This window comes from Curtobacterium sp. MCSS17_007, assembly GCF_003234175.2.
Taxonomy (GTDB): Bacteria; Actinomycetota; Actinomycetes; order Actinomycetales; family Microbacteriaceae; genus Curtobacterium.
Genome location: NZ_CP126257.1, coordinates 1183857 through 1206516 on the forward strand (window position 1 = coordinate 1183857; position 22660 = coordinate 1206516).

General features: G+C 70.0%; 21 protein-coding genes and 1 pseudogene. 10 read left to right on the forward strand and 12 right to left on the reverse strand.

Annotated elements, in window-relative coordinates:
• The first annotated feature begins 52 nt into the window (after positions 1-52).
• Positions 53-178 (forward strand): hypothetical protein, encoded by a 126-nt coding sequence (locus DEJ22_RS05550; RefSeq protein ID WP_258379490.1) that lies wholly within the window; start codon positions 53-55, stop codon positions 176-178.
• A 976-nt stretch (positions 179-1154) separates the two neighbouring features.
• Here the strand turns inward: DEJ22_RS05550 and DEJ22_RS05555 are convergent.
• Positions 1155-1727: an excalibur calcium-binding domain-containing protein gene (locus tag DEJ22_RS05555; RefSeq protein ID WP_284174811.1), complete on the reverse strand. Its 573-nt coding sequence runs from the start codon at positions 1725-1727 to the stop codon at positions 1155-1157.
• A gap of 110 nt (positions 1728-1837) precedes the next feature.
• Here DEJ22_RS05555 and DEJ22_RS05560 point away from each other — a divergent pair, with 110 nt between their 5' ends.
• Complete coding sequence (locus DEJ22_RS05560; RefSeq protein WP_111225700.1) at positions 1838-2770, forward strand: NADP-dependent oxidoreductase; 933 nt, start codon at positions 1838-1840, stop codon at positions 2768-2770.
• An 82-nt stretch (positions 2771-2852) separates the two neighbouring features.
• Here the strand turns inward: DEJ22_RS05560 and DEJ22_RS05565 are convergent, their stop codons facing one another.
• From DEJ22_RS05565 to DEJ22_RS05585, 5 genes and pseudogenes are all read right to left on the reverse strand, one after another.
• On the reverse strand, positions 2853-3332 hold the full coding sequence (locus DEJ22_RS05565) for a DUF4395 domain-containing protein (protein ID WP_111225701.1): 480 nt from the start codon (positions 3330-3332) through the stop codon (positions 2853-2855).
• Positions 3329-3601 (reverse strand): annotated as a pseudogene (locus tag DEJ22_RS05570) (TlpA family protein disulfide reductase); the annotation flags it as partial. The gene DEJ22_RS05565 and the pseudogene DEJ22_RS05570, both read right to left, overlap by 4 nt.
• Before the next feature lie 27 nt (positions 3602-3628).
• Entirely contained in the window at positions 3629-3766 is a 138-nt protein-coding gene (locus tag DEJ22_RS05575) for a hypothetical protein (RefSeq protein ID WP_258379492.1), read from the reverse strand.
• 124 nt (positions 3767-3890) lie between these two features.
• Positions 3891-4340, reverse strand: a complete 450-nt coding sequence (gene vsr / locus DEJ22_RS05580; RefSeq protein ID WP_258379493.1) for a DNA mismatch endonuclease Vsr — start codon at positions 4338-4340, stop codon at positions 3891-3893.
• 101 nt (positions 4341-4441) lie between these two features.
• A complete protein-coding gene (locus DEJ22_RS05585; RefSeq protein WP_111225703.1) occupies positions 4442-5005 on the reverse strand; it encodes a hypothetical protein in 564 nt (187 codons plus the stop codon).
• Positions 5006-5061: 56 nt separating this feature from the next.
• Here DEJ22_RS05585 and DEJ22_RS05590 point away from each other — a divergent pair, with 56 nt between their 5' ends.
• From DEJ22_RS05590 to DEJ22_RS05600, 3 genes are all read left to right on the forward strand, one after another.
• Positions 5062-5277, forward strand: coding sequence for a DUF1653 domain-containing protein (locus DEJ22_RS05590; RefSeq protein ID WP_258379494.1), 216 nt, complete (start codon positions 5062-5064; stop codon positions 5275-5277).
• A gap of 139 nt (positions 5278-5416) precedes the next feature.
• Positions 5417-5749, forward strand: coding sequence for a hypothetical protein (locus tag DEJ22_RS05595; protein ID WP_146241641.1), 333 nt, complete (start codon positions 5417-5419; stop codon positions 5747-5749).
• Between the two features lie 296 nt (positions 5750-6045).
• Positions 6046-6264: a hypothetical protein gene (locus DEJ22_RS05600; protein WP_146241642.1), complete on the forward strand. Its 219-nt coding sequence runs from the start codon at positions 6046-6048 to the stop codon at positions 6262-6264.
• Between the two features lie 102 nt (positions 6265-6366).
• Here the strand turns inward: DEJ22_RS05600 and DEJ22_RS05605 are convergent, their stop codons facing one another.
• Complete coding sequence (locus DEJ22_RS05605; protein WP_111225706.1) at positions 6367-6846, reverse strand: SDR family NAD(P)-dependent oxidoreductase; 480 nt, start codon at positions 6844-6846, stop codon at positions 6367-6369.
• Positions 6825-8933, reverse strand: coding sequence for a UvrD-helicase domain-containing protein (locus DEJ22_RS05610; RefSeq protein ID WP_111225707.1), 2109 nt, complete (start codon positions 8931-8933; stop codon positions 6825-6827). The genes DEJ22_RS05605 and DEJ22_RS05610 overlap by 22 nt, the downstream gene beginning before the upstream one ends.
• Positions 8934-9245: 312 nt before the next feature.
• Between DEJ22_RS05610 and DEJ22_RS05615 the strand changes: the two genes are divergently transcribed.
• The 4 genes from DEJ22_RS05615 to DEJ22_RS05630 all read left to right on the forward strand — a co-directional run bounded on the left by DEJ22_RS05615 (position 9246) and on the right by DEJ22_RS05630 (position 16039).
• On the forward strand, positions 9246-10064 hold the full coding sequence (locus DEJ22_RS05615; RefSeq protein ID WP_111225708.1) for a hypothetical protein: 819 nt from the start codon (positions 9246-9248) through the stop codon (positions 10062-10064).
• A gap of 119 nt (positions 10065-10183) precedes the next feature.
• Positions 10184-10504, forward strand: coding sequence for a nucleotide pyrophosphohydrolase (locus DEJ22_RS05620; RefSeq protein ID WP_111225709.1), 321 nt, complete (start codon positions 10184-10186; stop codon positions 10502-10504).
• Positions 10491-12212 (forward strand): DUF2075 domain-containing protein, encoded by a 1722-nt coding sequence (locus DEJ22_RS05625; protein WP_111225710.1) that lies wholly within the window; start codon positions 10491-10493, stop codon positions 12210-12212. The genes DEJ22_RS05620 and DEJ22_RS05625 overlap by 14 nt, the downstream gene beginning before the upstream one ends.
• A 335-nt stretch (positions 12213-12547) precedes the next feature.
• The gene (locus DEJ22_RS05630; protein WP_111225711.1) at positions 12548-16039 is read left to right on the forward strand and encodes a TM0106 family RecB-like putative nuclease; all 3492 of its coding nucleotides are present in this window, start codon (positions 12548-12550) and stop codon (positions 16037-16039) included.
• A gap of 51 nt (positions 16040-16090) precedes the next feature.
• Here DEJ22_RS05630 and DEJ22_RS05635 read toward each other — a convergent pair whose 3' ends face one another.
• From DEJ22_RS05635 to DEJ22_RS05645, 3 genes are all read right to left on the reverse strand, one after another.
• Entirely contained in the window at positions 16091-16528 is a 438-nt protein-coding gene (locus DEJ22_RS05635; protein ID WP_111225712.1) for an SseB family protein, read from the reverse strand.
• Between the two features lie 121 nt (positions 16529-16649).
• Positions 16650-17312: a GOLPH3/VPS74 family protein gene (locus tag DEJ22_RS05640; protein ID WP_181430626.1), complete on the reverse strand. Its 663-nt coding sequence runs from the start codon at positions 17310-17312 to the stop codon at positions 16650-16652.
• A gap of 132 nt (positions 17313-17444) precedes the next feature.
• Complete coding sequence (locus DEJ22_RS05645) at positions 17445-18320, reverse strand: HNH endonuclease family protein (RefSeq protein WP_111225714.1); 876 nt, start codon at positions 18318-18320, stop codon at positions 17445-17447.
• 96 nt (positions 18321-18416) lie between these two features.
• Between DEJ22_RS05645 and DEJ22_RS05650 the strand changes: the two genes are divergently transcribed.
• Positions 18417-19196, forward strand: coding sequence for an aldo/keto reductase (locus tag DEJ22_RS05650; protein ID WP_111225715.1), 780 nt, complete (start codon positions 18417-18419; stop codon positions 19194-19196).
• A gap of 74 nt (positions 19197-19270) precedes the next feature.
• Here DEJ22_RS05650 and DEJ22_RS05655 read toward each other — a convergent pair whose 3' ends face one another.
• Positions 19271-22588: a DEAD/DEAH box helicase gene (locus DEJ22_RS05655; RefSeq protein WP_146241643.1), complete on the reverse strand. Its 3318-nt coding sequence runs from the start codon at positions 22586-22588 to the stop codon at positions 19271-19273.
• Positions 22589-22660 lie beyond the last annotated feature (72 nt).

Genomic DNA, 22660 nt, shown 5'->3' on the forward strand with positions numbered 1-22660 from the left:
TTCGGCCTCGAGCCGGCGAACGTCGCTCGCGCTGCAGGCGACGCAGTACGTGGTGATCGCGCTCGCAACCGTCGGCGGGCCGGCGGTCGGTGCGATCGTGATGCTCCTGCGGCGTCGCCGGGACCGATCGGTCACCCTCGTCGGACCGATCGCGTGCATCGTGATCGCCGTCGTCTGAGTCGGGACGACCGGGGAGGTGACGGTCGGCGCGGTGCACTCGCGGATCGGAGCCGGAGCTAAGGGAGACGTTGCCGGCTCGACGCTGCTGCCCCAACTCGGTTCACGATGCCCCGGACGGCAGTCGGTCGCCCAGTCGGGCAACATTGATTTCCACCCTTCTGAGGTCCCAGCAGAAAGTCGGATCGTGCAATAATCCAGCTGTGGACCTTCTTGTCGGAATGTTGGGCGTTGCCGCCGCGGTCGGAATTCCCATCCTCCTGCATCGCGCTAGTCACCCGAAGCGCGAGCTCCGGTATTCTATTGTTCAGGTGGACCGAACGGCAGGAACATGGCGCGTCCTCGTCTGGTCTGCTGCCCGAGCTGACATCCCCTCAGCCCTCTACGACTCCGATCTGCCGATTGTATTCCGGTTCGATCCGCCGGTCTCGGCGGGTGCAGTCCGAACAAATCTCGCGGGGACTCCGCAGTGAAGAGATGGGAATCTAGAGATGCAGCCAAGACTCCTGCATGCAGATTTCTTCGCTACGGCCGATTTCTACGCCAGTAGTCCATTCGATGTCAACGTTGAACGGAACCTCATCGATGTCCCCATAGTCGAGGATCGTTCCCTTGCGGCCACGCCGCAGCAGAACCAAGTCCGTGCGATCGAACGATCGAAAGCGCGAGCGCGGCTTACTCTTCGCTTTCTTAGTGTCTCGACCTTAATTGCCGGTGCGACGCTTTTCATCGTCGGCATCGGTTTGAGCATAGGGGGCGTGGAACCAGTAGGAACAGCGCTCGGAGGAGTCAGCCTGATTTTGATTCCCGCGGGAACAGTCATGATAGTGATTGACGCGATCCGAAGGGTCGCCAGAAAGCGGCGAAGGTAGAACGAAATGGTGGAGCGGTAGGGCCTCGCAGCCTTTGCGAGCAGTCAGCGCTAGCTTTCGCAGGGCAGAGCTGGCGGAGAACGCTGAGTCGCTGAAACGGCTCGTTCACTCGCAGCCGACTCCGTCGCCGTCGCGGTCGAGCTTCCGGGAGTAGCCCAGATCACCGACGCGGACCGGTGCCGCGCTGGCCGCGCGAGCGGCATCGCAGTTCGCGAAGAAGGTGGGGGCGGCGGCTGCGGCCGCTCGGGCTTGCGCGTCGGCAGCGGCCTGTGCGGCGGCGGCGGCGGCAGCGGCCTGCGCGGCGGCCTGTGCGTCGGCAGCGGCCTGGGCGGCGGCCGCGTCTGCGGCAGCCTGTGCTGCGGCTTCCTCGGCGGCTTTCTTCGCTGCTGCCTCTTCCGCGGCCTTCTTCGCAACCTCCTCGGCTGCGGCCTGCTCTTCGGCGACCTTCCATGCAGCGGCCTCGTCGGCGGCCTTCTGTGCCGCGGCCTCTCGAGCCGCCTCGGCGGCGGCGCTCGCTGTCGAGGTGGCGGAGGGCTGTGCGGCGTCAGCCAGGAGCGCCGGAGCATCGCTCGCGGTACCAGAGCTGCATGCGCTGAGCGTGAGGACGAGGGCGAGCGCGCTCGCGACGCCGCGCAGCACTACTTTGTCCTCCTCGTTCCGCCGGCGGAACCGGCACATCCTCATCTTCTCGGCGGTGCGCGGCGAAGCGGTAGGACCCGTTCAGGGGTGTGGCCCCAGCCAGAAGCTCCGCTGAGTCTCCGGGCTGGACGGCGGGTAAACCAGAGGGCATGAAGGTCGTCGGAGTCGAAACGTTCGGAGGGCCCGAGGCCCTCGCCGTCCACGAGGTCCCGGAGCCGCACGCCGGCCCCGGCAGCGTCCGCATCCGGGTGCAGGCGTTCGCCGTGAATCCCACCGACACCGGGGTCCGCGAGGGGCAGCGGGACTCGTCCGAGGCGTCGCCGCCGTACGTGCCCGGCATGGACGCCGCCGGGGTGATCGACGAGGTCGCACCCGACGTGACGGACTGGCAGGTCGGCGACCAGGTCATGGCGATGGCCCTGCCACTGTCGGAGCACGGCGGCGCCTACGCGGAACACCTCGTCGCACCGGTCGGGTCGTTCACGCGGATCCCGGCGGGCCTGTCGATCGAAGAGGCCGCGACCGTGCCGATGAACGGGCTGACCGCGCTGCAGATCCTCGCGCGCGCCGGACTCTCGGAGGGTGACACGCTCGCCGTCACCGGAGCCGCCGGGTTGCTCGGGAACTACGTCGTGCAGCTCGCGAAGCAGCGCGGCAGCACGGTGATCGCCGACGCTGCGCCGAAGGACGAGGACCTCGTGCGCTCCCTCGGGCCGGACCACATGGTGCGCCGCGGCGACGGGTTCGCGGCAGCCGTCCGGGGCATCGTGCACGACGGCGTCGACGCGCTCGCCGACGCCGCGGTGCAGCGTGACGAGGTCGTCGACGCCGTGCGAGACGGCGGCTTCTTCGCGGACGTCCGGGGCTGGGAGGGCAACGGCGCTCGCGGCATCCGGTTCGAGCGGATCATGGTGTTCTCGGAGTACACGTCGTTCGACCTGCTCGAGGAGCTGCGGCAGGCGGTGGAGGACGGCGTCCTCACGCCGCGGGTGGCGAAGGTGCTGCCCGCATCGCGGGCCGCGGAGGCGCACGAGCGGCTGGCCGCCGGTGGGACGCGCGGGCGGTTCGTGCTGACCTGGTGAGTGCGGGTCGCGAACGCGATCCTTTGACGGACGGGAGGCGCGGTGCCAGCTGGCACCGCGCCTCCCGTCCGTCACACGGCCGTCACGCTGCTGGTCGCCCCGCACGGAACAGGCCGACCCGGACGAGCCAGACGTACATCAGGCACCCGATGCAGACGTCGAAGACGGCGTTGAGGAACGCGGCGACGAGCGCGACCGCGGCACCGACCGGCGCGGCGTACGGTACGCCGACCAACGCCAGCACGAGGGCGAGTGCCGTGATGACCAGGCCGACCCGCTGCGCGAAGGTCGGGGGTTCCGGAGCCTCGAGTTCGATGGGCGGACCGAGCCGCGGGCGGACGAACCGGCGGAAGAACGCGCCGTACGGGTGGCGGCGGATCCCGGCGATGCCGCCGATCGCGAAGAGCACGACGATCACGGCGAGCAGGACGATGCCGACGGCCCACGTCGCGGGGACGAGGGTGAGGACGATCGTCGCTGCGAGGAGCACCGTCGTGATCGCGGCGCCGAAGCGAGGGGAGCGGGGATCGATCCCGCGCTCGCTGTCGTTCGTGGTGGTCATCGTGTCTCCGGGGAGTCGGTGGTCAGGACAGAGTCGAGGGCGGCAGCGAGTTCCGCAGGGCGAGGCGGCCCACCGAAGCGTGTCCGGACGGTTCGCTGCGCGTCGAGGAGCAGGACCGTCGGTGTCTGCATGACGTCGAAACGCTCCGCGAGTTCGGGGCGTTCCGCGAGGTCGACCTCGATGCGACGGACACCCGTGTGCCGGTCGGCGAGGACATCGAGTTGTCGCCTGGTGGCGGGACAACGCGCGCAGGTGGGCGTGGAGAACTGGACGAGTGTCGCCGCAGTGCCGTAGTCCTAGGCGGCGGCGAGGTCGTCGGCTGCGAGTGCGGCCGTGTTGCGGGCGCGACCCGTCCGGCGTCGGAGCACCAGGCCGAGGACGGTCGCGAGGGCGAGCACCCCCGCGAGGACGGCGATCGCTGCTCCGACGGTCATGCGGTGACGGTACCCGCTGCAGGCGACGCTGGCGACACCGTGACCCGGTGTGACGACGGGGTCTCCGGCGGGTCGCGGACCTTTCTGCTGAGGTTCCGGCTGGGGTGTCCCGGATGCGGTGCTGTCACGACCTCCTCCGTTCCGGGTGCCTCGTGACGATGGCGCTCCAGCGGTCGAGTTCGAGCTCGACCCGGTCGGCGACCGTCTCAGGGTCGTCGTGCTCCCACGAGCGGACGACGCGCCAGCCCTCGGCCGTCAGGATCGCCTGGTTCCGAGCGTCGCGCTGCCGGTTCGCGAGGAGCTTCCGTCGCCACAGCTCGGCGTTGGCCTTCGGCAGGTGGGTGTGCTCCTCGCAGTGGTGCCAGAAGCAGCCGTCCACGAACACGGCGACCCGCGCTCGGGGGAAGACGAGGTCCGGCCGGACCCGGCAGCGGCGGCTCACCTGGCGGTCGACGAAGAACCGACGGCCGCGGCGATGGAGTTCACGTCGGACGGCGAGTTCCGGCGCGGTGTCCCGCCGGCCGAAGCCGGCCATGTGTCGGCGGCGTGCGTCATCGGCTTCCCACTGCTCCACAGGGCGACGATCGCACAACGGAGCCGTGGCACTGAGCATGCTCGTGAATCGGTGGCCAGCGCTGCACGTAGGGCGCACTGTGCAGGAGAGCGGGAGTCCTGCTACGCCGTGCCGGTGTCGAGCGCCTCGATGGAGCGACGGACCTGGATGAGGTTCCGACGGAGCACCACGATGACGATGACTCCGGTGACGACCAAGACCGCGATGAGGACGACGCGGAACCATGCCAACGAGTCCGCGGACGCGAGGCCGATGACCTGCGACCCGACGATCCCGACGGAGAGGAGCGTGGACTGCGCCATCGCGAGCGGGAGGGTCACCGCGAGCACGCGCGCCTGATCGGCAGCACGCGGTCCGAGCTCAGGCGCGATCGACGCTCGTGTCAGGATCGCCCCCTGGAGCTCGCGTTTCTCGGCGAGGCTCAACCCCAACGTCGGCGCAGTCGTCACGGCCCTCATCCAGAACTGCGACACGAGGATCGTCAGGGTTGCTGCGAGGCCACCGCCCGCCAGTGTGCCGCCCAGGACGAGGAGGAGCACTTCGACGGGCCGCTCGCCGAGGCTCAGCCAGATCCCGATCGCCGCTCCGACGACGGAGCCGACGACTCCGACCCAGGCCGCTCGGCGTGCGGCGCGGCGGACGGCGTCAGGAAGTCGGGGATTCACAGGGCAGACAGTACGGTGCGACTGGTGTGGGCGGCCGTCTCGGTACGATCGGCCGGGTGAGCAGCGACGTGACCCCTGGGCGGTACCGGCACTTCAAGGGCGGGGAGTACGAGGTGGTCCTCGTGGCGAAGGACGTCGAGACCGAGGAGCCGGTCGTCGTGTACCAGGCGCTCTACGGCGAGCGTGGGCACTGGGTGCGGTCGCTCGCCGACTTCACCGCGCACGTGTCGCGGGACGGGTACGAGGGACCGCGGTTCGTCCGTCTGAACTGACGACCCGCGGCTCGATGGCACTGCCGCCGTCATGGCGTCGTCGTCGCGGCGACATCCCTTGCACTCGTCATGAACTGTTCGTCACGAGACCGTCACCCCTGGTTGATACTTCAGTTGACCGGTTCTCCAGGATCGAACCGTGACGACGAACAAACGACTGAGTTCCTGCACCTTCCGAGCCCTCGTGGCGGCCGCCTTGGCTTCCGGCATCGCAATCGCCGGGATCGTGGCGGGTCCGGTCTCGTCGGCGCAAGCAGCGCCGGCGAGCTCGGCGCACGACAACTCGTCCGATGCTCCGAGGCGGTGGTCCTACGTCTGGCAGCGGTGGGACGGGACGAACTACTCCTCGCAGGCGAATTGCCTTGCCCGGGGCAGGGCGATCCTTCAGCACTACCCGGACGTGCAAGCGATCTCCTGCCGCAAGCCGTGCGGCCGCTGGTGGCTCTCCACCTACCGGCAACAATGGGTCTGATGAGCCGGTACTTAGCAGAGGTGTTCGTCGTCCGTCGCGAGGGCAGTCTCGTCGCTGAACCGACCGGTGGGGTCGCGCGACGAGATGACGATGCGCCTCCGCAGACGTGGTTCGCGACCATCGACGATGAGACGGCGAGCTTGCCACCAATCTGCAACGGCAGGGTCTCCGCTGAGATCGAGGTCGTGGGTCCTGTCCCAGACAGTGGGTCGATCGGGCCGGTCGTACGGTTCTTGCAGGCGGCCCGGACCTCCGTGTCCGCCAAGGTGGTCGTGTCTGATCGGCGGGATGACGCGATGGACCTCCTCGAACTCGTGCCGGACGAGTGGCAGCCCTACGAGGTGCGCTTCGGTGAGCTCTCCGGGCAGCGGTGGGAAGCGTTCGTAGGCTCGCTGTTCCCCGTGTCGATCGAGGAGATCGATGCCGTGCTCGGCGCGGGGTGGGAGCGCCTCGTCCGGATCGAGCCGTGGCTCGTACCCCTCCAGACCGACGGCGGCGATCGTGCGGTGACCTGAGCGATGACGGGCGGGAGGCGCGGTGCCAGCTGGCACCGTGCCTCCTGTCCGTCACGTGGTTCCGTTCCTTCCGCGCGTCGGCTCCGGTCAGCCCCGTCTTCGTCAGCTCAGCCGCGTGGAGGCGATGCCGCCGTCGACGTCGATCGTGCCGCCGGTGACGAACGCGGCCTGGTCGGAGACGACCCAGCGGACGGCGCGGGCGATGTCGACCGGCTGCACCGGGATCCCGGCGGGGGTGCCACTCGTCATCGCGGCGAGGACGTCTGCGGAGTCGGCGTTGCCCGGGGTGGCCGTCGCACCCGGGGCGACGGTGACGACGCGGATGCCGCGGTGCCCGTACTCGGCGGCCCAGGCGCGGGTGAGCTGCTCGACGGCGGCCTTCGTGGCGGGGTAGAGGGCCATGAACGGGACGCCGACGCGAGCCATCCACGAGCCGATGTTGACGATGTGGCCGCTGCCGCGCTCCGCCATGCCGGGAGCGAGGGCGGCGACGAGGACGTGGGGTGCGCGGATGTTCGTGGCGAGCAGGGCGTCGACGGTGTCGTCGTCGATCGCGGCGATCAGCCCCGCACGCCCACCCACAGTCCGTCGCGTGCACGCGTCATACCGACGTAGAGCTCGCGCCGGTCGAGCTCCCGACGCTCGCGGGCAGCCTCGGACGGGTCGCCCGTCACCGGGGCGAGCAGCCGCGAGGGGACGTGTGCGAGCAGGACCTGCTTGAACTCGAGGCCCTTCGCCCGCTTGATCGTGCCGACCTTCACTGCGTCGACGGGTTTCCCGTCGTAGTCCTTCAACGACACGGCCGGGGTGCCGGTGCTCCGGAGCGCGGCCGTCACCTCGTCGACCTGCCGGTTCGTCGCCACCAGGACGCCGACGTCGCCCCGGCTCGTCCCGACCAAGCGGAGCACCTCGGCGATGTGTGCCGTCATCGCGGCGTCGTGGTCGGCGCGGCTCGTCGCACGGTGCACGGTCGGAACGCGCCCGGACCGGGTCACGTCGGACACGGCGTCACCCACGCCGTCGACGCCCTCGATGTCGACGAACTGGTCGTCCGCAACCATCTCCTTCGCGAAGTCGAGGATCTCGGCGGTGTTCCGGTGGTTCACGTCGAGCACGACACCACGGCCGGCGAGGCTGATGCCGACCTCGCCGAGGGTGTACCCGCCGGGGTAGATGGTCTGCTGGCCGTCGCCGATCAGCGTAAGGCCGTCCTGGCGGTCCCCGACGAGCCCGTGCAGCATCGAGACCATCGCGCACGACAGGTCCTGCGCCTCGTCGACGATCACCGCGCCGTACCGCTCCAGCGGCCGGTCCCGGAGCGACCGTCGGGCGAGGAGGACGACGTCCTCCCAGTCGAGCGCGCGGCGCTTCCGCAGCCCGGACTCGTACGCGTCGTACAGGTCCCACGCCGCCTGCCGCGTCTCCAGCGGCAGCGCGTGCTTCCGCCCAACACGCGCCAGGTCCGCGTACTCGTCGAAGCGCGTCAAGCCGCGCCCCTTGATGACGTGCTTGATCTCGTCCTCCCAGTAGCGGCGCGTGAAACGCGCCGACCGGAGCGGACTGGAGGCGCGGATCGCGTTCCATGCGTCGTCGAACGCGAGTCGCGCCTCCAGTCCAGGGGCACGGAAGGGGATGCCGCGTTCGTCCAGGAGGTCCTTCGCGAACTTGTGCACGCCGACGAAGTCGACGTGACCGACCATGTCGGGCGCGAGCCGTGCGAGCAGCGACTCGAGCACCCTGGGAAGGGTCGCGATGTAGGTGGTGAACAGGACCCGCTCGCCGGTGGCGCGGGCGAGATAGGCGGCGCGGTGCAGGCCGACGACGGTCTTGCCGGTGCCGGCGGCGCCGCGGATGCGCGCTGGGCCGTTGAAGCTGCGGCGGACGAGCTTCGCCTGGGCGGGGTCGAGGAAGGCCATCCAGTCCTCGATGGGTGCGTCGAGGACGCCGTCGAGGAGTTGGTCGGCGAGGTCGTCGTCGAGGTCGGCGACCGCCGGGGGCTGCTCGCGGGGGAGGACTGGCGCGGGGACGACGGTGTGTGGCGGCGCTGTTGTTGCGTCCTTGGCTTCGGTTTCGGCCGCCTGTTCGCCCATGACGGGGAAGTAGCGCAGCAGGGCGGCGAGGACGTCGTCGACGCGGGACGCCGACAGGCGGGCGCCGCGCTTCGTGATGTGCCCGATGACGTCGTGCACGCCGAGCACGTCGACCGACGCGACACGGGCGTGCATCTTCCGCTGGCCCGCGAGTGCTGCGATCGCGTGCACCTCGTTCGGCGCGAGGCCCGTCTCGGCGAGCGCTGCTTCGGTGGCGTACGCCAGGTCCGCGAGGCGGGCGACGTCGTCGGTGACGTCCTCCTGCCCGCGGGTGATCCGGTCGCCGTGGACCGCCACCTCGCGCCAGGCCTTCGTGTCGACGATGAAGACGCCGGCGCGCCCAACGACGACCATGTCGACCTGTGCGGTGCGGCTGCCGGGCCAGCGGCGGTCGGCGAGGAGGTGGTAGCCGATGCCGGCGAGCGGGGCGAGGACGCGGGCGGTCTCGCTCTCGGTGCGCTCGGCGATCTCGAAGCGTGCCGCTCGTTGTTCGGCGTCGTCGGCCTGGCGGCGGTGCTCGCGGGCGAGGCTGCGCTGGCGGTGCGCTTCGAGGCCTGCGGATTCGCCGGCGATCGTCATCGTGTTGCCCCCTAGGCGACTGTGAGCGTGCCCGACCCTGGAAACGCGTATTGAACCATCCTCGAGGTTACGGAAGGGGGTTTTCGAGCACCCGTTGTGGGGGGTCGTGCTGCTGCGGCTGCTCGTTCGGTCAGCAGCTAGCATCTCGATCGTTTGGCTGTCGGGCGTGAGGGGAATGCCGTGCGAGTTTTCTGGGTGAATCAAGGGCAAACGTTCGATCAGGAACGTCGGGCACGCGTTCTGTGGGCACCGAAACGCTCCCGGCCGAGCGAAGACGGACGGCCTGGCCGCCCCCAGTCGCATTGGGAGCGGATGCTCGAAGCGCAGCCGGGCGATCTCGTCCTGCACTACTCCGGGGGTGAGGTCCGCGCTTGGAGCAGCGTGCTCGAACCTGCCTACGATGGCGCCCCGCCGTTCGAGGACCCAACGACGCGATGGTCCTCGGACGGTCGGGTTCTGCGCGTCGACGTCGAAGACCTCGATATCCCGATTGCCCGCGACGAGATCCCGTTCGAACTCCGCGTGTCCGAGAACTCGACGCGGTGGCCGTTCCGGACGGACGGAGCGGTGAAGCAGTCCTACCTGCACGAAGTGGGCGGTGAGCTCGCGGAGTGGCTCCTCGACCGGTTGGGCCTCAGCAGCGATGTTGCTCAGAACCGCTCCTGGCCAGTTGACCGCGACGCTCGACCGGAGCTGTCCTACTCCGGCGACCGACAGGTGGTCTCCTACCAGCGCGGCGAACAGTCGAGTCTGCGTCGAGCGTTGTTCGGCCGACGCCTCGTCGACACGTGTGCGCTGTGCGGCCGTGAGCTCCCCGTCGCGATGCTCGTCGCCGCGCACATCAAGCGCCGGGCCGACACCTCGATCGCCGAGCGACGTCGAACCGACAACGTGATGCCGGCGTGCGTGCTCGGATGTGACGACCTGTTCGAGCTCGGGTACCTCACCGTCTCGAGGGCCGGCATAATCGAAGCCGGTCCGCGCCGACGGCCAATGACATCTGAGCTGGCGAGTGTGGTCGGTGGGCTCCTGGGCCGGAGCTGCTCCTTCTGGGACGAGTCGCGAGAACGGTACTTCGCTCATCACCGACGATTCCAGCGCAGGGAGGCCGAGCGGTACGAACTGTCCTGACCCGCGCCGCGACTTGCTCGCCGCAGCGTCGGAGATCGGTCGTACGTGAGGCGGGTCCGCGGGCGACCGACAGCGAGCAGCGTGCCGGACCGCGAACGCTCCGGTGCTAGCGTTCCGACATGGGGTTTGAGGAAGTTCGGGACGAACTTCGGGCGTTCGTCGCCGAACGCGAATGGGCGCAGTTCCACACGGGGGAGAACCTCGCGAAGAGCATTGCCATCGAGGCCGCAGAACTCCTCGAGTGCTTCCAGTGGCGGCCCGAGGGAGATCACGCACGCGTCCGTGGCGAGCTGGCGGACGTCCTGACCTACTGCTTCCTCTTGGCGGACCGGATCGGTGCGTCGCCCGAGGAGCTCATTCGGGAAAAGCTCATGATCACCAAGGAGAAGTACCCGATCGAACGGGCGCGTGGCCGGAGCACGAAGTATGACCAGCTTTGACATCGAGAAGCTCCCGTTCACGCCGCAGCACCTGCGGATCTGGCAGCAGGAGGATCGACGCTTCATCAACTGGCCGGTCGTGTACGTCCTCGACGACGGCAAGCGCGTGTACGTCGGCGAGACGCTGAACACTGCCGCGCGAATGCGGCAGCATCTCGAATCGCCGACACGCGGAACGCTCAAAGTGGTTCGGCTCATCCTTGACGACACGTTCAACAAGTCCGTTTGCCTGGACCTTGAATCGCAACTCATCGCTCTGCTCGCCGCGGACGGCAAGTTTACGGTGTTGAACAGCAACAAGGGCATCGTCGACGCCGATTACTACGATCGGCCGAAGTACCGCGAAAATTTCAAGGAGGTGTTCGACGCCCTTCGCGAGCAGGAGGTCTTCACCCGCAGCTTGCCTGAGTTAGAAAACCGCGAGCTCTTCAAGCTTTCTCCCTTCAAAGCTCTGAACCGTGACCAGGCAATCGTGATGGAGGACATCCTCGAAGGCCTTTTCGACGACTGGGAAGACGAAGCAGCGGCGCCGATCACGGTTCAGGGAGATCCCGGTACGGGTAAGACCATCGTAGCGGTCTACCTGCTCAAGCTGCTCCGGGACATAGCAGAGGGCAACGGGCTCGACGACCCGGAGGGCGACGCGCTCTTCTCCGACTTCTTCACCCCAGACAATCACCGCCGGCTTGGTGCCTCTCGAGTCGGGCTCGTCGTTCCGCAGCAGGCGCTGCGCGCGTCGCTGAAGCGCGTTTTCGCGCAGACCCCTGGGCTTGACAGGACGATGGTGCTCACACCGTTCGAGGTCGGTAAGAGCGACGAGCCGTGGGATTTGCTCGTCGTGGATGAATCGCACCGACTCAATCACCGCGCCAACCAGGCGTCCGGCATGCAGAACAAGAGCTTCGGCGAAATCAATCACAAGCTGTTCGGCGCGGACGCCGACCATTTGACGCAGGTTGACTGGATCCGCAAGCAGAGCCGGCACCAGATCTTCCTGATCGACTCGCGACAGAGTGTACGACCAGCTGATCTGCCCCAGGAGACACAGAAGGCACTCATCGCCGAGGCGGACCGTTCGCACCGCCACTACGGTCTCTTCACGCAGATGCGAGTGCAGGGCGGGAGGGACTACGTGTCCTTTGCCCGAGCGCTTGTGGGCGGGCTCCCTAGAGAGCGTGAGGACTTCGGCGACTACGAGCTCCGACTCTTTGACGACCTCGGCGACATGCACGCGGCGATCCGGGCTAGGGACGCGGAGGTCGGGCTTTCCCGACTCGTGGCTGGGTACGCATGGGAGTGGAAAAGCAAGAGCGATCCGAAGGCGCACGACATCGAGATCGACGGTCAGCGTCTGCAGTGGAACCAGACGCAGACCGACTGGATCACGTCGGCGGGAGCTCTCGAAGAGGTCGGATCTATCCACACTGTGCAGGGGTACGACCTGAACTTCGCAGGTGTGATTATCGGCCCGGACCTGCGATTCGACGAAGAATCGCAGCGGATCGTCTTCGACCGCTCGAACTACTTCGACAAGAAGGGCATTGAGAACAATCCTCGTCTCGGGATTGTGTACTCGGACGACGATGTCCTCCGGTTCGTAACGAACGTGTACTCGGTGTTGCTCACGCGCGGGGTGCTGGGCACCTACGTGTACGTGGTCGACCGAGCACTGCGAGAGCGCTTGCGGACCCTGATCCATCCGCGCTGACGCCACCGGTGAAACCGGCGCGATGAAGATCGTGCAACTGCACCGAGCGCACCGACGGGCGTCGGATAGCCTTCCGGGGAGGGCTCGCACCCGGCGCGCAGATCCGGATGGACCGTCACCGCGCATCGGTCGAAATGTCACCTCACGAGAACGATCCTGTCCATCTCAGGACGGATCGGGGTAGGTCGGCCCACACCCCGACCGATTCGAGATGTTTCGAAGCGACCACGGCGTTGACGGTGGGGAGGCTACCGCCGACGATCACCCGATCGGACGAACGAGCTGTCGGCGCTCGCCCCTAGGCTCGAACGGCACCGAACGACAGGGAGGAGCGCATGCAGATCACCACCGACGGGCAGGTCCTGCTCAGCCCGAGTGACCTCAGCACGTGGGCGACCTGCGAGTGGGCGTTCCTCCGCCGCCTCGACGCCAAGCTTGGCCGCGGCGGCCCCCTCCCTGCCGAGCACGACGACATGCTCGAGCGCACCGCTCGCCTGGGGGACCAGCACGAGCTCGACTACCTCGACATCCTCAAGCAGACCCGCGACGTCGTCGAGTTCGACCGCCCCGCACCGCGGGACTATGCCCGAGCAGCCGAAGAAGCACGAGCAGCGTTCGAGACCGGCGCCGACGTCCTCTACCAACCGACCTTCCACGAGCCGCCCACCCCGGACCGCCCGGGCTTCATCGGCTTCGCCGACTTCATCCTCCGCAACGACCAGGGCTCCTACGAGGTTTACGACACCAAGCTCGCCCGCCACGCCAAGATCAGCGCCCTGCTCCAGCTCGCCGCCTACGCCGAGCAGATGCAGGCGAACGACATCCCGACGGGCGCGCAGGTCCACCTCGTCCTCGGCGACCGCACGACCACCACCCACGACCTCGCCGAAATCGCCCCGGTGTACCGCACGCAGCGCGCCGAGCTCGAACGGGTCATCGCCGAACGCATGAGCGAGACCGAGGAGCTCCACTGGGGCGACCCCCGCTACTCCAGCTGCGGCCGCTGCACCATCTGCCAGACCCAGGTGCAGCAGCACCGCGACCTGGTCCTCGTCGCCGGCATGCGCCTCGACCAGCGAACGAAGCTGATCCGGCAGGGGGTGCGGACGATCGACGACCTGGCGGACCGCACCGCGGCCGTTCCCGGCATGTCGCGGTCGACGCAAGATCGGCTGGTGCGTCAGGCGCGCCTCCAGACCGAGACCGAAGCGGAGCAGCGCGCAAGCCAGGCAAAGAAGAGCACAGCCAAGCCCCGCTTCGAACTCCACGACCCCCGAGCCCTCGACGCGATCCCGGAGCCCGACCCCGGCGACGTCTTCTTCGACTTCGAGGGCGACCCCCTGCACACCGAGGACGGCGTCCACTGGGGCCTCGACTACCTCTTCGGCCTGGTCGACGACCGCGCCGACTTCACCGCCTTCTGGGCGCACACGATCCGCGACGAGCGGCAGGCGCTGGTGGACTTCCTCGCCTTCGTCAAGGAACGTCGCGCGCAGCACCCGGGCATGCACGTCTACCACTACGCCGCGTACGAGCGGACGCACCTGCTGTCCCTCGCCGCCCGGCACGGCGTGGGGGAGGACGACGTCGACGAACTGCTCCGCGCCGGAGTCCTCGTCGACCTGTACCCGATCGTCCGCAAGGCCCTGGTGGTCGGCAGCCACAGCTACTCGATCAAGAAGCTCGAGCCGCTGTACATGGGCGAGGACCTCCGCACGAGCGACGTCACGAACGCGGCCGACAGCATCACCGCCTACGTCGAGGCGATCGAGGAACTCCGCACCGGCGACCCCACCGTCGGGCAGCGCATGCTCGACCAGGTCGCCGACTACAACGCCTACGACTGCCGCTCCACACTCCGGCTCCGCGACTGGCTGCTGTCGCTCCGGCTCCCGCGCACGGAGTCGGCGACCGAGGACACGGAACTCCTGCCGCCGATCCCCGTCGAGCGCGAGCCGAACCCCGTGTACACGGCCCTCGCCGCGCAGATCGCGGACGTCGACCCCCTCGATCGCGACGCCGACCAGACGGCCCTGGCGCTCGCCGCCGCCGCGATCGACTACCACCGCCGCGAGGCCAAGACCTTCTGGCAGGACCACTTCGACCGCCTCCGCAACCCCGTCGACGACTGGGCGGACACGCGAGACGTCCTGGTCGTCGAGCGTGCGTCGGTCGAGCGGGACTGGGACACGCTGCCGCGTGCCCGCTCGCTGTCACGAGAGATCCGGTTGTCGGGGACGCTCGCGCCCGGTTCTCGCATCCGGCCGGGAGGCACGCCCCACCTCGTCTACGACGACCCACTCCCGCCGTCGGTCACCGCTCCGGCGCCGGGTTCGAAGGGCGCGTCGGCTCGCGCGGTCGTGCTGGAAGCGGCCGACAACGGCGACGCGTTCGAGGTCCTGGTCAAGGAGAGCCTGCCGGTCGGCGGCGGCGAGCCGCACTCCGACTTCCCGGTCGTCCTGGCGCCGGCCGCCCCGCCGCGGGCGAAGCCGCAGCCCGAGGCGATCGCCGAGTGGGGGCAGGAGGTTCTCGACGCCCTCCCGTCGATGCTGCCCGACCCGGCGCTCGACCTGCTCTGCCGGGTTCCGCCGCGTGGTGCGCTCGCTTCCGTAGACGGTGATGACACGGTGTCCGCCGTCGTCACGACGCTGCTCGGGCTCGACCGGTCGTACCTGGCGATCCAGGGCCCTCCCGGCACGGGGAAGACCTACGTCGGGTCGAACGTCGTCGCGCGGCTCGTCCGCGAGCACGGATGGCGCGTCGGGGTCGTCGGGCAGTCGCACGCGACGTCCGAGAACTTCCTGTCGTCGGTCGTCCGCGCCGGCGTGCCCGCGGACCGAGTGGTGAAGGTGCCGAAGTCCGGTGCGACCGAGGACGAGCTCGAGGCCGCCGCGTGGACACCGATGAAGAACAACGCCGCCGTCTCGGCGTTCCTGTCGTCGTGCGCCGAGACCGGCACCGGGGGAGTCGTCGGCGGGACCGCGTGGACGTTCGCGAACGAGGGCACGATCCCGCGGCGCTCCCTCGACCTGCTCGTGGTCGACGAGGCCGGGCAGTTCTCGCTCGCGCCGACGATCGCGTCCTCGATTGCCGCGCAGCGTCTGCTCCTGCTCGGTGACCCGCAGCAGCTGCCCCAGGTGTCGCAGGGCTCGCACCCCGAGCCGGTCGATCAGTCGGCGCTCGGGTGGCTGGCGGACGGCGAGCACGTGCTCCCGCCGGAGTTCGGCTACTTCCTCGCGCACACCCGGCGGATGGAGCCCGCACTGACCGCGTCGGTCTCGGGCCTGTCGTACGACGGGCAGCTGACCTCGATCGTGAGCGGGCGGCACCTCGACGACCTCGACCCGGGCGTCCACCCCGTGCCGGTCGTGCACAGCGGGAACACGACGTCGTCTTCAGAGGAGGCAGCGCGGGTCGTCGAACTCGCGCAGAGCCTGATCGGTCGCCGGTGGGTCGACGGCGAGGTGACGCGGACGGTCACGGACGAGGACGTCATCGTCGTCGCGCCGTACAACGCGCAGGGTGCCCTGATCCGCGAGGCCCTCGACCGCGCCGGACTCCGCGGCACCCAGGTCGGGACGGTCGACATGTTCCAGGGGCGCGAGGCCGTGGTGTCGATCACCTCGCTCGCGGCCTCGAGTGCGGCGGACATCCCGCGCGGCCTCGACTTCCTGCTCATGCCGAACCGGTTGAACGTGGCGCTGTCTCGAGCGCAGTGGGCGGCGTACCTCGTGTACTCGCCGGCGCTCACCACGGGGCTGCCCCCGTCCATCAGCGGGCTGTCGCTGCTCTCCCGGTTCATCGAGCTGGTCGAGCCGCGCCGCTGAGACGCTCCCGGTCGCGGGTCTCTTCGCGGTGGCAGGCGCGAGGCCCCCAGGTCAGCCCTGAGCGGGCTCCCCGTCCTCGGTGTCCTCGGCGGGGATCTGGCCGCGCATCTGCGCCCTGATCCCGGCGAGCACGTCGGCGTGCAGGAAGTTCGCTGCCTCGGCGCTGGTCGGGTCGACGACGATGCCGAACTCCTCGGGCACCGCGGTGACGAGCTCGGCCATGCGGACCGGGCGGGCCTCGGTGCCTGGAACGCCCTCGGTGAGCTCAGCGGGGTCGGTGAAGACCGGCACGAACGGCAGGTCGCGGATCATCACGTGGGCGATGCTGCCGCCCTCGGGATCGTCCGCGGGCTTCCAGGGCACCCACGCGGCGCTCCCGAGGAATCCCTGCGCCGACGATGCCATCCGGCGTCGCAGCGCCCCGGCGGGTGACTCGGTCTTGCCTGCGCCCGGACCGAAGGCCGACCCGCTCGTGTCGTTGCTGCTCATGGGGTTCCCTCCGCCGTGGTGTGCTCGGCCATGCTCCCACGGACGGTGCTGCCGGTCGTACGCCGCGCCTCCCACGAGCGCACGAGCGGACGAGCGCACGGACGCGCAGGGCCCAGCCTCGTCAGGAGTTCGTCGAGACGATGACGGACGTCATGGCCGCCGACGTCGCTGCTCCGACCGCGACCTGCTGGATCTGAGCGAGCACGGATCGCACCGCCGGCGATGCCCAGTCGCCGGTGACGACGGCGCGGACGTGCTCCCGGTCGACAGGGCCGAACTGGGCGACGAGCGTGTTCGTCGCGTCGAGCAGCCCGATGAGGGTCGCGGTGTACGCGGACGGGACGGCGTGACCGGCGAGGACGTCCGCCACGGCTGACCGGACGAGTGCTTCGGGGCCTCCGTCGCGCTCGGGGTGTCGCGTGGTGGTGAAGAGGAGCAGCGTGCGCCGCCGCTCTTCGGCGAGGATCCCGCGCTGCACGAGGCCGGCGAGGACCGCCTCGCGGAGCGAACCGTTGCCGAGGTGCCGCACCCACCACTCAGCTGGGTGCTGAGGAGCCGCGGCGATGGATCCGAGCGCGGCGTCGAGCACCTGGTTCCCGGTCGGCTCCCAGGACGCCAGGACCACGCGGTCGACGTGCAGGGTGACGGCGTTGCGGAGTGCGAGGTCGGAGAGCACGGCACCGGCGAGGCCGAGGTCGAAGCGCGTCGCGTTCGCGGACCGCCGACCGTCGGGCGTGGTCTGCAGCAGCGCGAACGACTCGGGGACGGTGAGCATCTCGGCCATGTCGTCAGCGTCCCACGCGATGCGGGCAGAGGTCGAGCCTCCAGCCCCAGGGCCGGGACGACGGAGCCGGAGCCCGGGTCGGTTCGACCTTGCTGAACTCCTCCGTGGCTCTGCGCGAGGCATGGACGTTCTTCAGCAGCGCCGCAGCACCCGCTCCATCGCGTCGTGCTCGGCTGGCGCGACCCACAGCCGGTATGTCGTCTTCACCGCGATCTGGTGCTCGACGTACGTGCAGCGGAACGCCGTGTCCGCGGGCAGCCAGGTGGCTGCGTCGCCGGATCGCTTCTGCGCGTTCGAGTGCCCGTCGACGGCGAACAGGTTCGTCGGGTCGTTCGCGAGCGCCTCACGCTCCGTCTGCGTCAGCTGCTGCGCGCCGGTGCGCCACGCGTTCTCGAGCGCGACGACGTGGTCGATCTGCACGAGGGTCGACGTCCGGTTGCCCCGCACGAAGTCCACCCGCTCGCCCGTGTACGGCGACACGAGGGTGCCGCGCAGCACCTTGCACGGGCCCTGCCGCTCGATGTCGCGCAGGTCGCGGGCGAGCACGTCGTTGCGCGTGTCGCAGCCGTTGTGGTCGACGTCGAGCCAGGCGGTGCCGAACCGGCCCTCGCGGTCGTAGCCGGTCGCGGGTGCCTTGCCCTTCACCGGCAGGGCATCGAGCTGGCGGCGCGCGGTTGCGGCTGCGGTCGCTTCGGCGTCCGTTGCTCCGGTGGGGCTGGTCGCCTCGACGGTCGGCCGGGAGGCGCGACCCGCCTCGGTCCCACCGCTCGCGTCGGTCTGGTCCGACCCTCCCGCCGTCGGTGCGGCGGTGATCGTCGGTGCGGTCGTCGACGGGAGCGGCCCCTCCGCCGCGGCGTCGGCGTCCGCGTCGGTCACGCCGGTGCTGTGCAGCAGCCAGCCGGCCAGGGCGAACACCGCGACGAGGCCGAGCGACGTCAGCGCGGTCCGGGCCGTGCGGCGCGAGGAGGTGGAGCGGGTGGAACGCGGGCGGCGTCGACGGGACGTCATGGTGAGGGACCTTCGGTGGTGCGGTGGAGCGGGCCCGGGCGGACCGTCACCGATCATCCCGTGAGGCACCGACGAACCAGGGCGTAGACACGGGGCATGACCGATCATGCGAACCCCTCCGTGTCCGTCACCGGTGGGTCGATGCCGCTCCTGGGCTTCGGCACCTGGCAGATCCCGGACGCCGACGCTCCCGCCGCCGTGGGCGCAGCGCTCGAGGCTGGCTACCGCCACATCGACACCGCGACGGGCTACTCGAACCAGCGCGGCGTGGGGAAGGCGCTCGCCGACTCCGGCCTCGCACGCGACGACGTCTTCGTCACGACGAAGCTGCCGCCGGACAACGCCGACCGGGTCCGGCAGACGATCGAGGAGAGCCTCGAGCAGCTCGGACTCGACCACCTGGACCTGTGGCTCGTGCACTGGCCGCCGAACGGTGAGGCCCGCCCGGACGTGTGGGAGCAGGTCGTCCAGGCGCAGGCCGACGGCCTCACCCGAGCGGTCGGTGTGAGCAACTACTCGCTCGCGCAGATCGACGAGCTCGTGAGTGCGACGGGGACGACCCCGGCGGTGAACCAGATCCGCTGGAGCCCGGTGGAGTACGACGCCGAGGTCGCCGCGGGGCTGCAGCAGCGCGGCGTGGTGCTCGAGGGCTACAGCCCGTTCAAGGCGAGCAACCTGCAGGACCCGACGCTCGTCGAGATCGCGGAGGCGCACGACGCCGACAGCGCGCAGGTCATCGTCGCGTGGCACGTCGCGCACGAGTTCGTCGTGATCCCGAAGTCGTCGAACCCGGAGCGCATCAGGTCGAACGCGGCGGGTGCACACCTCGAGCTGACCGCGGACGAGGTGGCGCGCATCGACGGTCTCGCCAGCTGACCGATGACGACGGCGGGCTCGGGTCGGGAACGGCCGGAGCCCGCCGTCGTCGTACGGTTCGGCGTCGACGGGTCTCAGGCGAGCAGGGAGCGGATGTCCTCGGCGGTCAGGTCGTCCGCGAACAGGGCGTCGTCGTCGATCATGGTGGCGAACAGCTCGGCCTTCTTCGCCGCGAGCGCGAGGACCTTCTCCTCGATGGTGTCCTCGGCGATGAAGCGCTGCACGTTCACGGATCGGGTCTGCCCGATGCGGTGGGTCCGGTCGACCGCCTGCGACTCGGCAGCCGGGTTCCACCACGGATCGAGCACGAAGACCGTGTCGGCCTCGGTCAGGGTGAGGCCGAAACCGCCGGCCTTCAGCGAGATGAGGAACGCGGGCGCGGTGCCGGTGCGGAAGCGGTCGATGACCTGGGGGCGCTTCCTCGTCGACCCGTCGAGGTACTCGTAGCCGATGCCCCGCGCGTCGAGGGCGTCCGCGACCATCCGCAGGAAGGTCGTGAACTGACTGAACACGAGCGCGCGACGGCCCTCGGCGGCGAGCTGCTCGAGCTCGTCGAGCAGCAGGTCGAGCTTCGCCGACGGCACGGGCGTCCGATCGGCGCCGGACTCGTCGCCGTCGTGCGACTCCTGCACGAGTGCCGGGGACAGCGCGAGCATCCGCAGGAGCGTCAGCGACCGGAAGACGATCATGCGGTTCCGCGGCAGGTCGTCGATGAGGTCGAGCACCTTCAGGCGCTCGCGGTTCAGCGTCGTCTCGTAGAGCGCCCGGTGCGCCGGGTCGAGCGTCACACGCACGACCTGCTCCTGCTTCGGCGGCAGGTCGGCGGCCACGCTCTCCTTCGTCCGTCGGAGCATGAGCGGCCGGATGCGTCGCCGGAGCCGGGCCGTGAGCTCCTTGCGGGCCTCCCCGCGCAGGTCGGGGGAGCCGAGCGGCTTGACGAAGTCGTCGCCGAACCGCGACCACGACGACAGCAGGCCCGGAGCGACGACGTGGAACAGCGCCCACAGGTCGGTGAGCCCGTTCTCGAGTGGCGTGCCGGTGATCGCGAACTTCACCGGTGCGTGCAGGTCAGCCGCCACCCGGTGCGTCTGGGACTGCGGGTTCTTCACGAACTGGGCCTCGTCGAGCAAGAGCGCGGACCACGGCAGCTCGGTGTACGCCGCCGCGTCGAGCCGGAGCAGGGCGTACGAGGTCACGACGACGTCGGACGCGGCTGCCGCCCGACCGATGCGCGCGTGGTCCTTCAGCGAGGTCGCCGTGACGGTGGTCACGCGGAGCGACGGGGTGAAGCGTGCGGCCTCGTCCGCCCAGTTGCCGACGACGGAGGTGGGCGCGACGACGAGGAAGGGGGCACCGTCCGGCTCGGAGGCCCGTGCTGCGGCGATCATCGCGAGCACCTGCAGCGTCTTGCCGAGTCCCATGTCGTCGGCGAGCACCCCGCCGATGCCGTGCTCGCGGAGGAACCGGAGCCACGCGTACCCGGCGTGCTGGTACGGCCGGAGCTCGGCGTGCACGGTGTCCGGTACCGGGACGTCGCCCGGCGGCGTCGCGTCGAGGAGCCCCGCGGCGATCCGCTGCCACCGTTCGTCGTGTTCGGTCTCGTCGGCGAGCTGGTCGAACTCCGACCAGATCCCGGCCTGCAGTGGCGTCACCGTGAGGGGCTGGTCGGGCTCCCACTCGTCGAGCTCGCGGGCCTCCTCGATGACCTCCTTGAGCCGGTCGAACGCCGGATCCGCCAGCGACAGGTAGGACCCGTCGATGAGCTTCATCCGGCGGTCGCGGTTCGCCAGGGCGCGGAGCAGCGGGGTGAACGGGAGCTGCTTGCCGTTGACGGTGACGAAGATGCCGAGGTCGAACCAGTCGTGCTTGTCCGAGGGCATCGTCGTGACGCGGACGTGCGGTCGCCCGGTCAGCCGCTCGTGGTCGCCCGGTTCGCCCTGCACGACGGTCCGCACGCCGAGCCCGGGCAGCGCCGGCAGCAGCTCGTGGGCGAACACGGCGACGTCCGCGCCGTCGAAGGCGCCGTCCGCGAACCAGTCCAGACCGCCGCCGGGGCCCGACGACTCGGTCTCGTCCGCCGCGTGCAGGCCGGTCAGGTCGGGGAGCGGCCCGTGCAACGCGACGGGGTCCTTCCGCCCGTCGACGTGCCACCGCCACTGCAGGTGCACGCGGTCGTCGGTCCGGGGCGCCCGCGCCGGTTCGAACGTCGCCGTGAGGACGAGTTCCGGCGGTGTCCGGTCGGGCAGTTCGACCGACCCGTCGGAGCTCACGAGGCCGAGGGATCCTCGGAGCTTCGGCGTCCAGTCGGCCAGGAACTCGTCGACCGCCTCGGCCGGGACGGTGATGCGGGTGCCGTCGACGAGCATGCGGCGCTGGTCGTCGGGCACGGGAGCCGGGGTCGGCGCGAGTGCGACGTGGAACTCCGGGCTCTCACGGAACGCGTAGACGCCGTGGTCGCCGATCGTGCGGGCCGCGCCCTCGGGCACCGGTCGGCCGTCGACGACCGCACTCGCACCGATGACGAGCGCGCCGTCGTGGCGGGCTGCGTCGAGGAGGACCCGCGCCTCGGCACCGAGGACTGCTCCGCCCTCGCGCTTGCCGGTGACGAAGGCGATGCCCAGCCCGGGCGCCTGCCGCAGCAGCGGCCAGAGCAGGGGGCTGCCGAAGTCGTCGAGGTGCACCCAGTCGCTCTCGCCCGGCAGTCCGGCGAGCTGCCCCGCGCGGTGCAGCGCGGAGAACTGCAGGAACCAGGCGTGCTGTTCGGGTGCGATGCCGAGCCGGTTCATCGAGTAGGGGAGCGTGCCCCAGGTGAGCTGCCCGCGCACCCAGTTGCCGGCGGCGCTCCGGGTGACCGGGCGGACGCCGAGCCGGACGCTGCGGGCGCGGGACGGGAGTGCCCGACCGGCGGCTCGCGCACGGGAGGCGAGTGCGGCGGGGACCGCGTCACGCAACTCGAACTGCAGGCCCATCGGCGTGCCCTGCGGGGTGGCCACCTGCGCGTCGTCGCCGGCGAGACGGGCGAGGTCGTGCCTCCAGTCCGGAGCAGGTGGGGCGCTCGTGGGCGCTGCCGTGCGGGGTGCGGCGGCCGCGGCGAGGGCACGAGCGTTGATGGTGAGGAGCGCGGCGGCGACGTGCTTGCAGTCGCCGCCGAGCGGGCAGGAGCACGTGCTGCGGACCGGGCGGACGAACTCGCCGCGGGCGACCGTGGTCTCGACGCGGAGCTCGTAGGGTTCGTCTGCGGAACCGCTGACGATCGCGGTGACCGTGCCGTCGTCGTGCCAGGTGGCCTCCTCGACCAGGCCGGCGCGGACGACGTCGCGGGCGCGGCCGAAGGTCTGCGGGCCGACGAACCGGATGACGTCGACGGCGTCGATCATCGGGGCGGCTGGCACGCGTCCATCGTGCCAGGCGGGACCGACAGGCACGTGCCGTCATCTGGGGGCGTCGCGTCCAGGCGTTCGGGG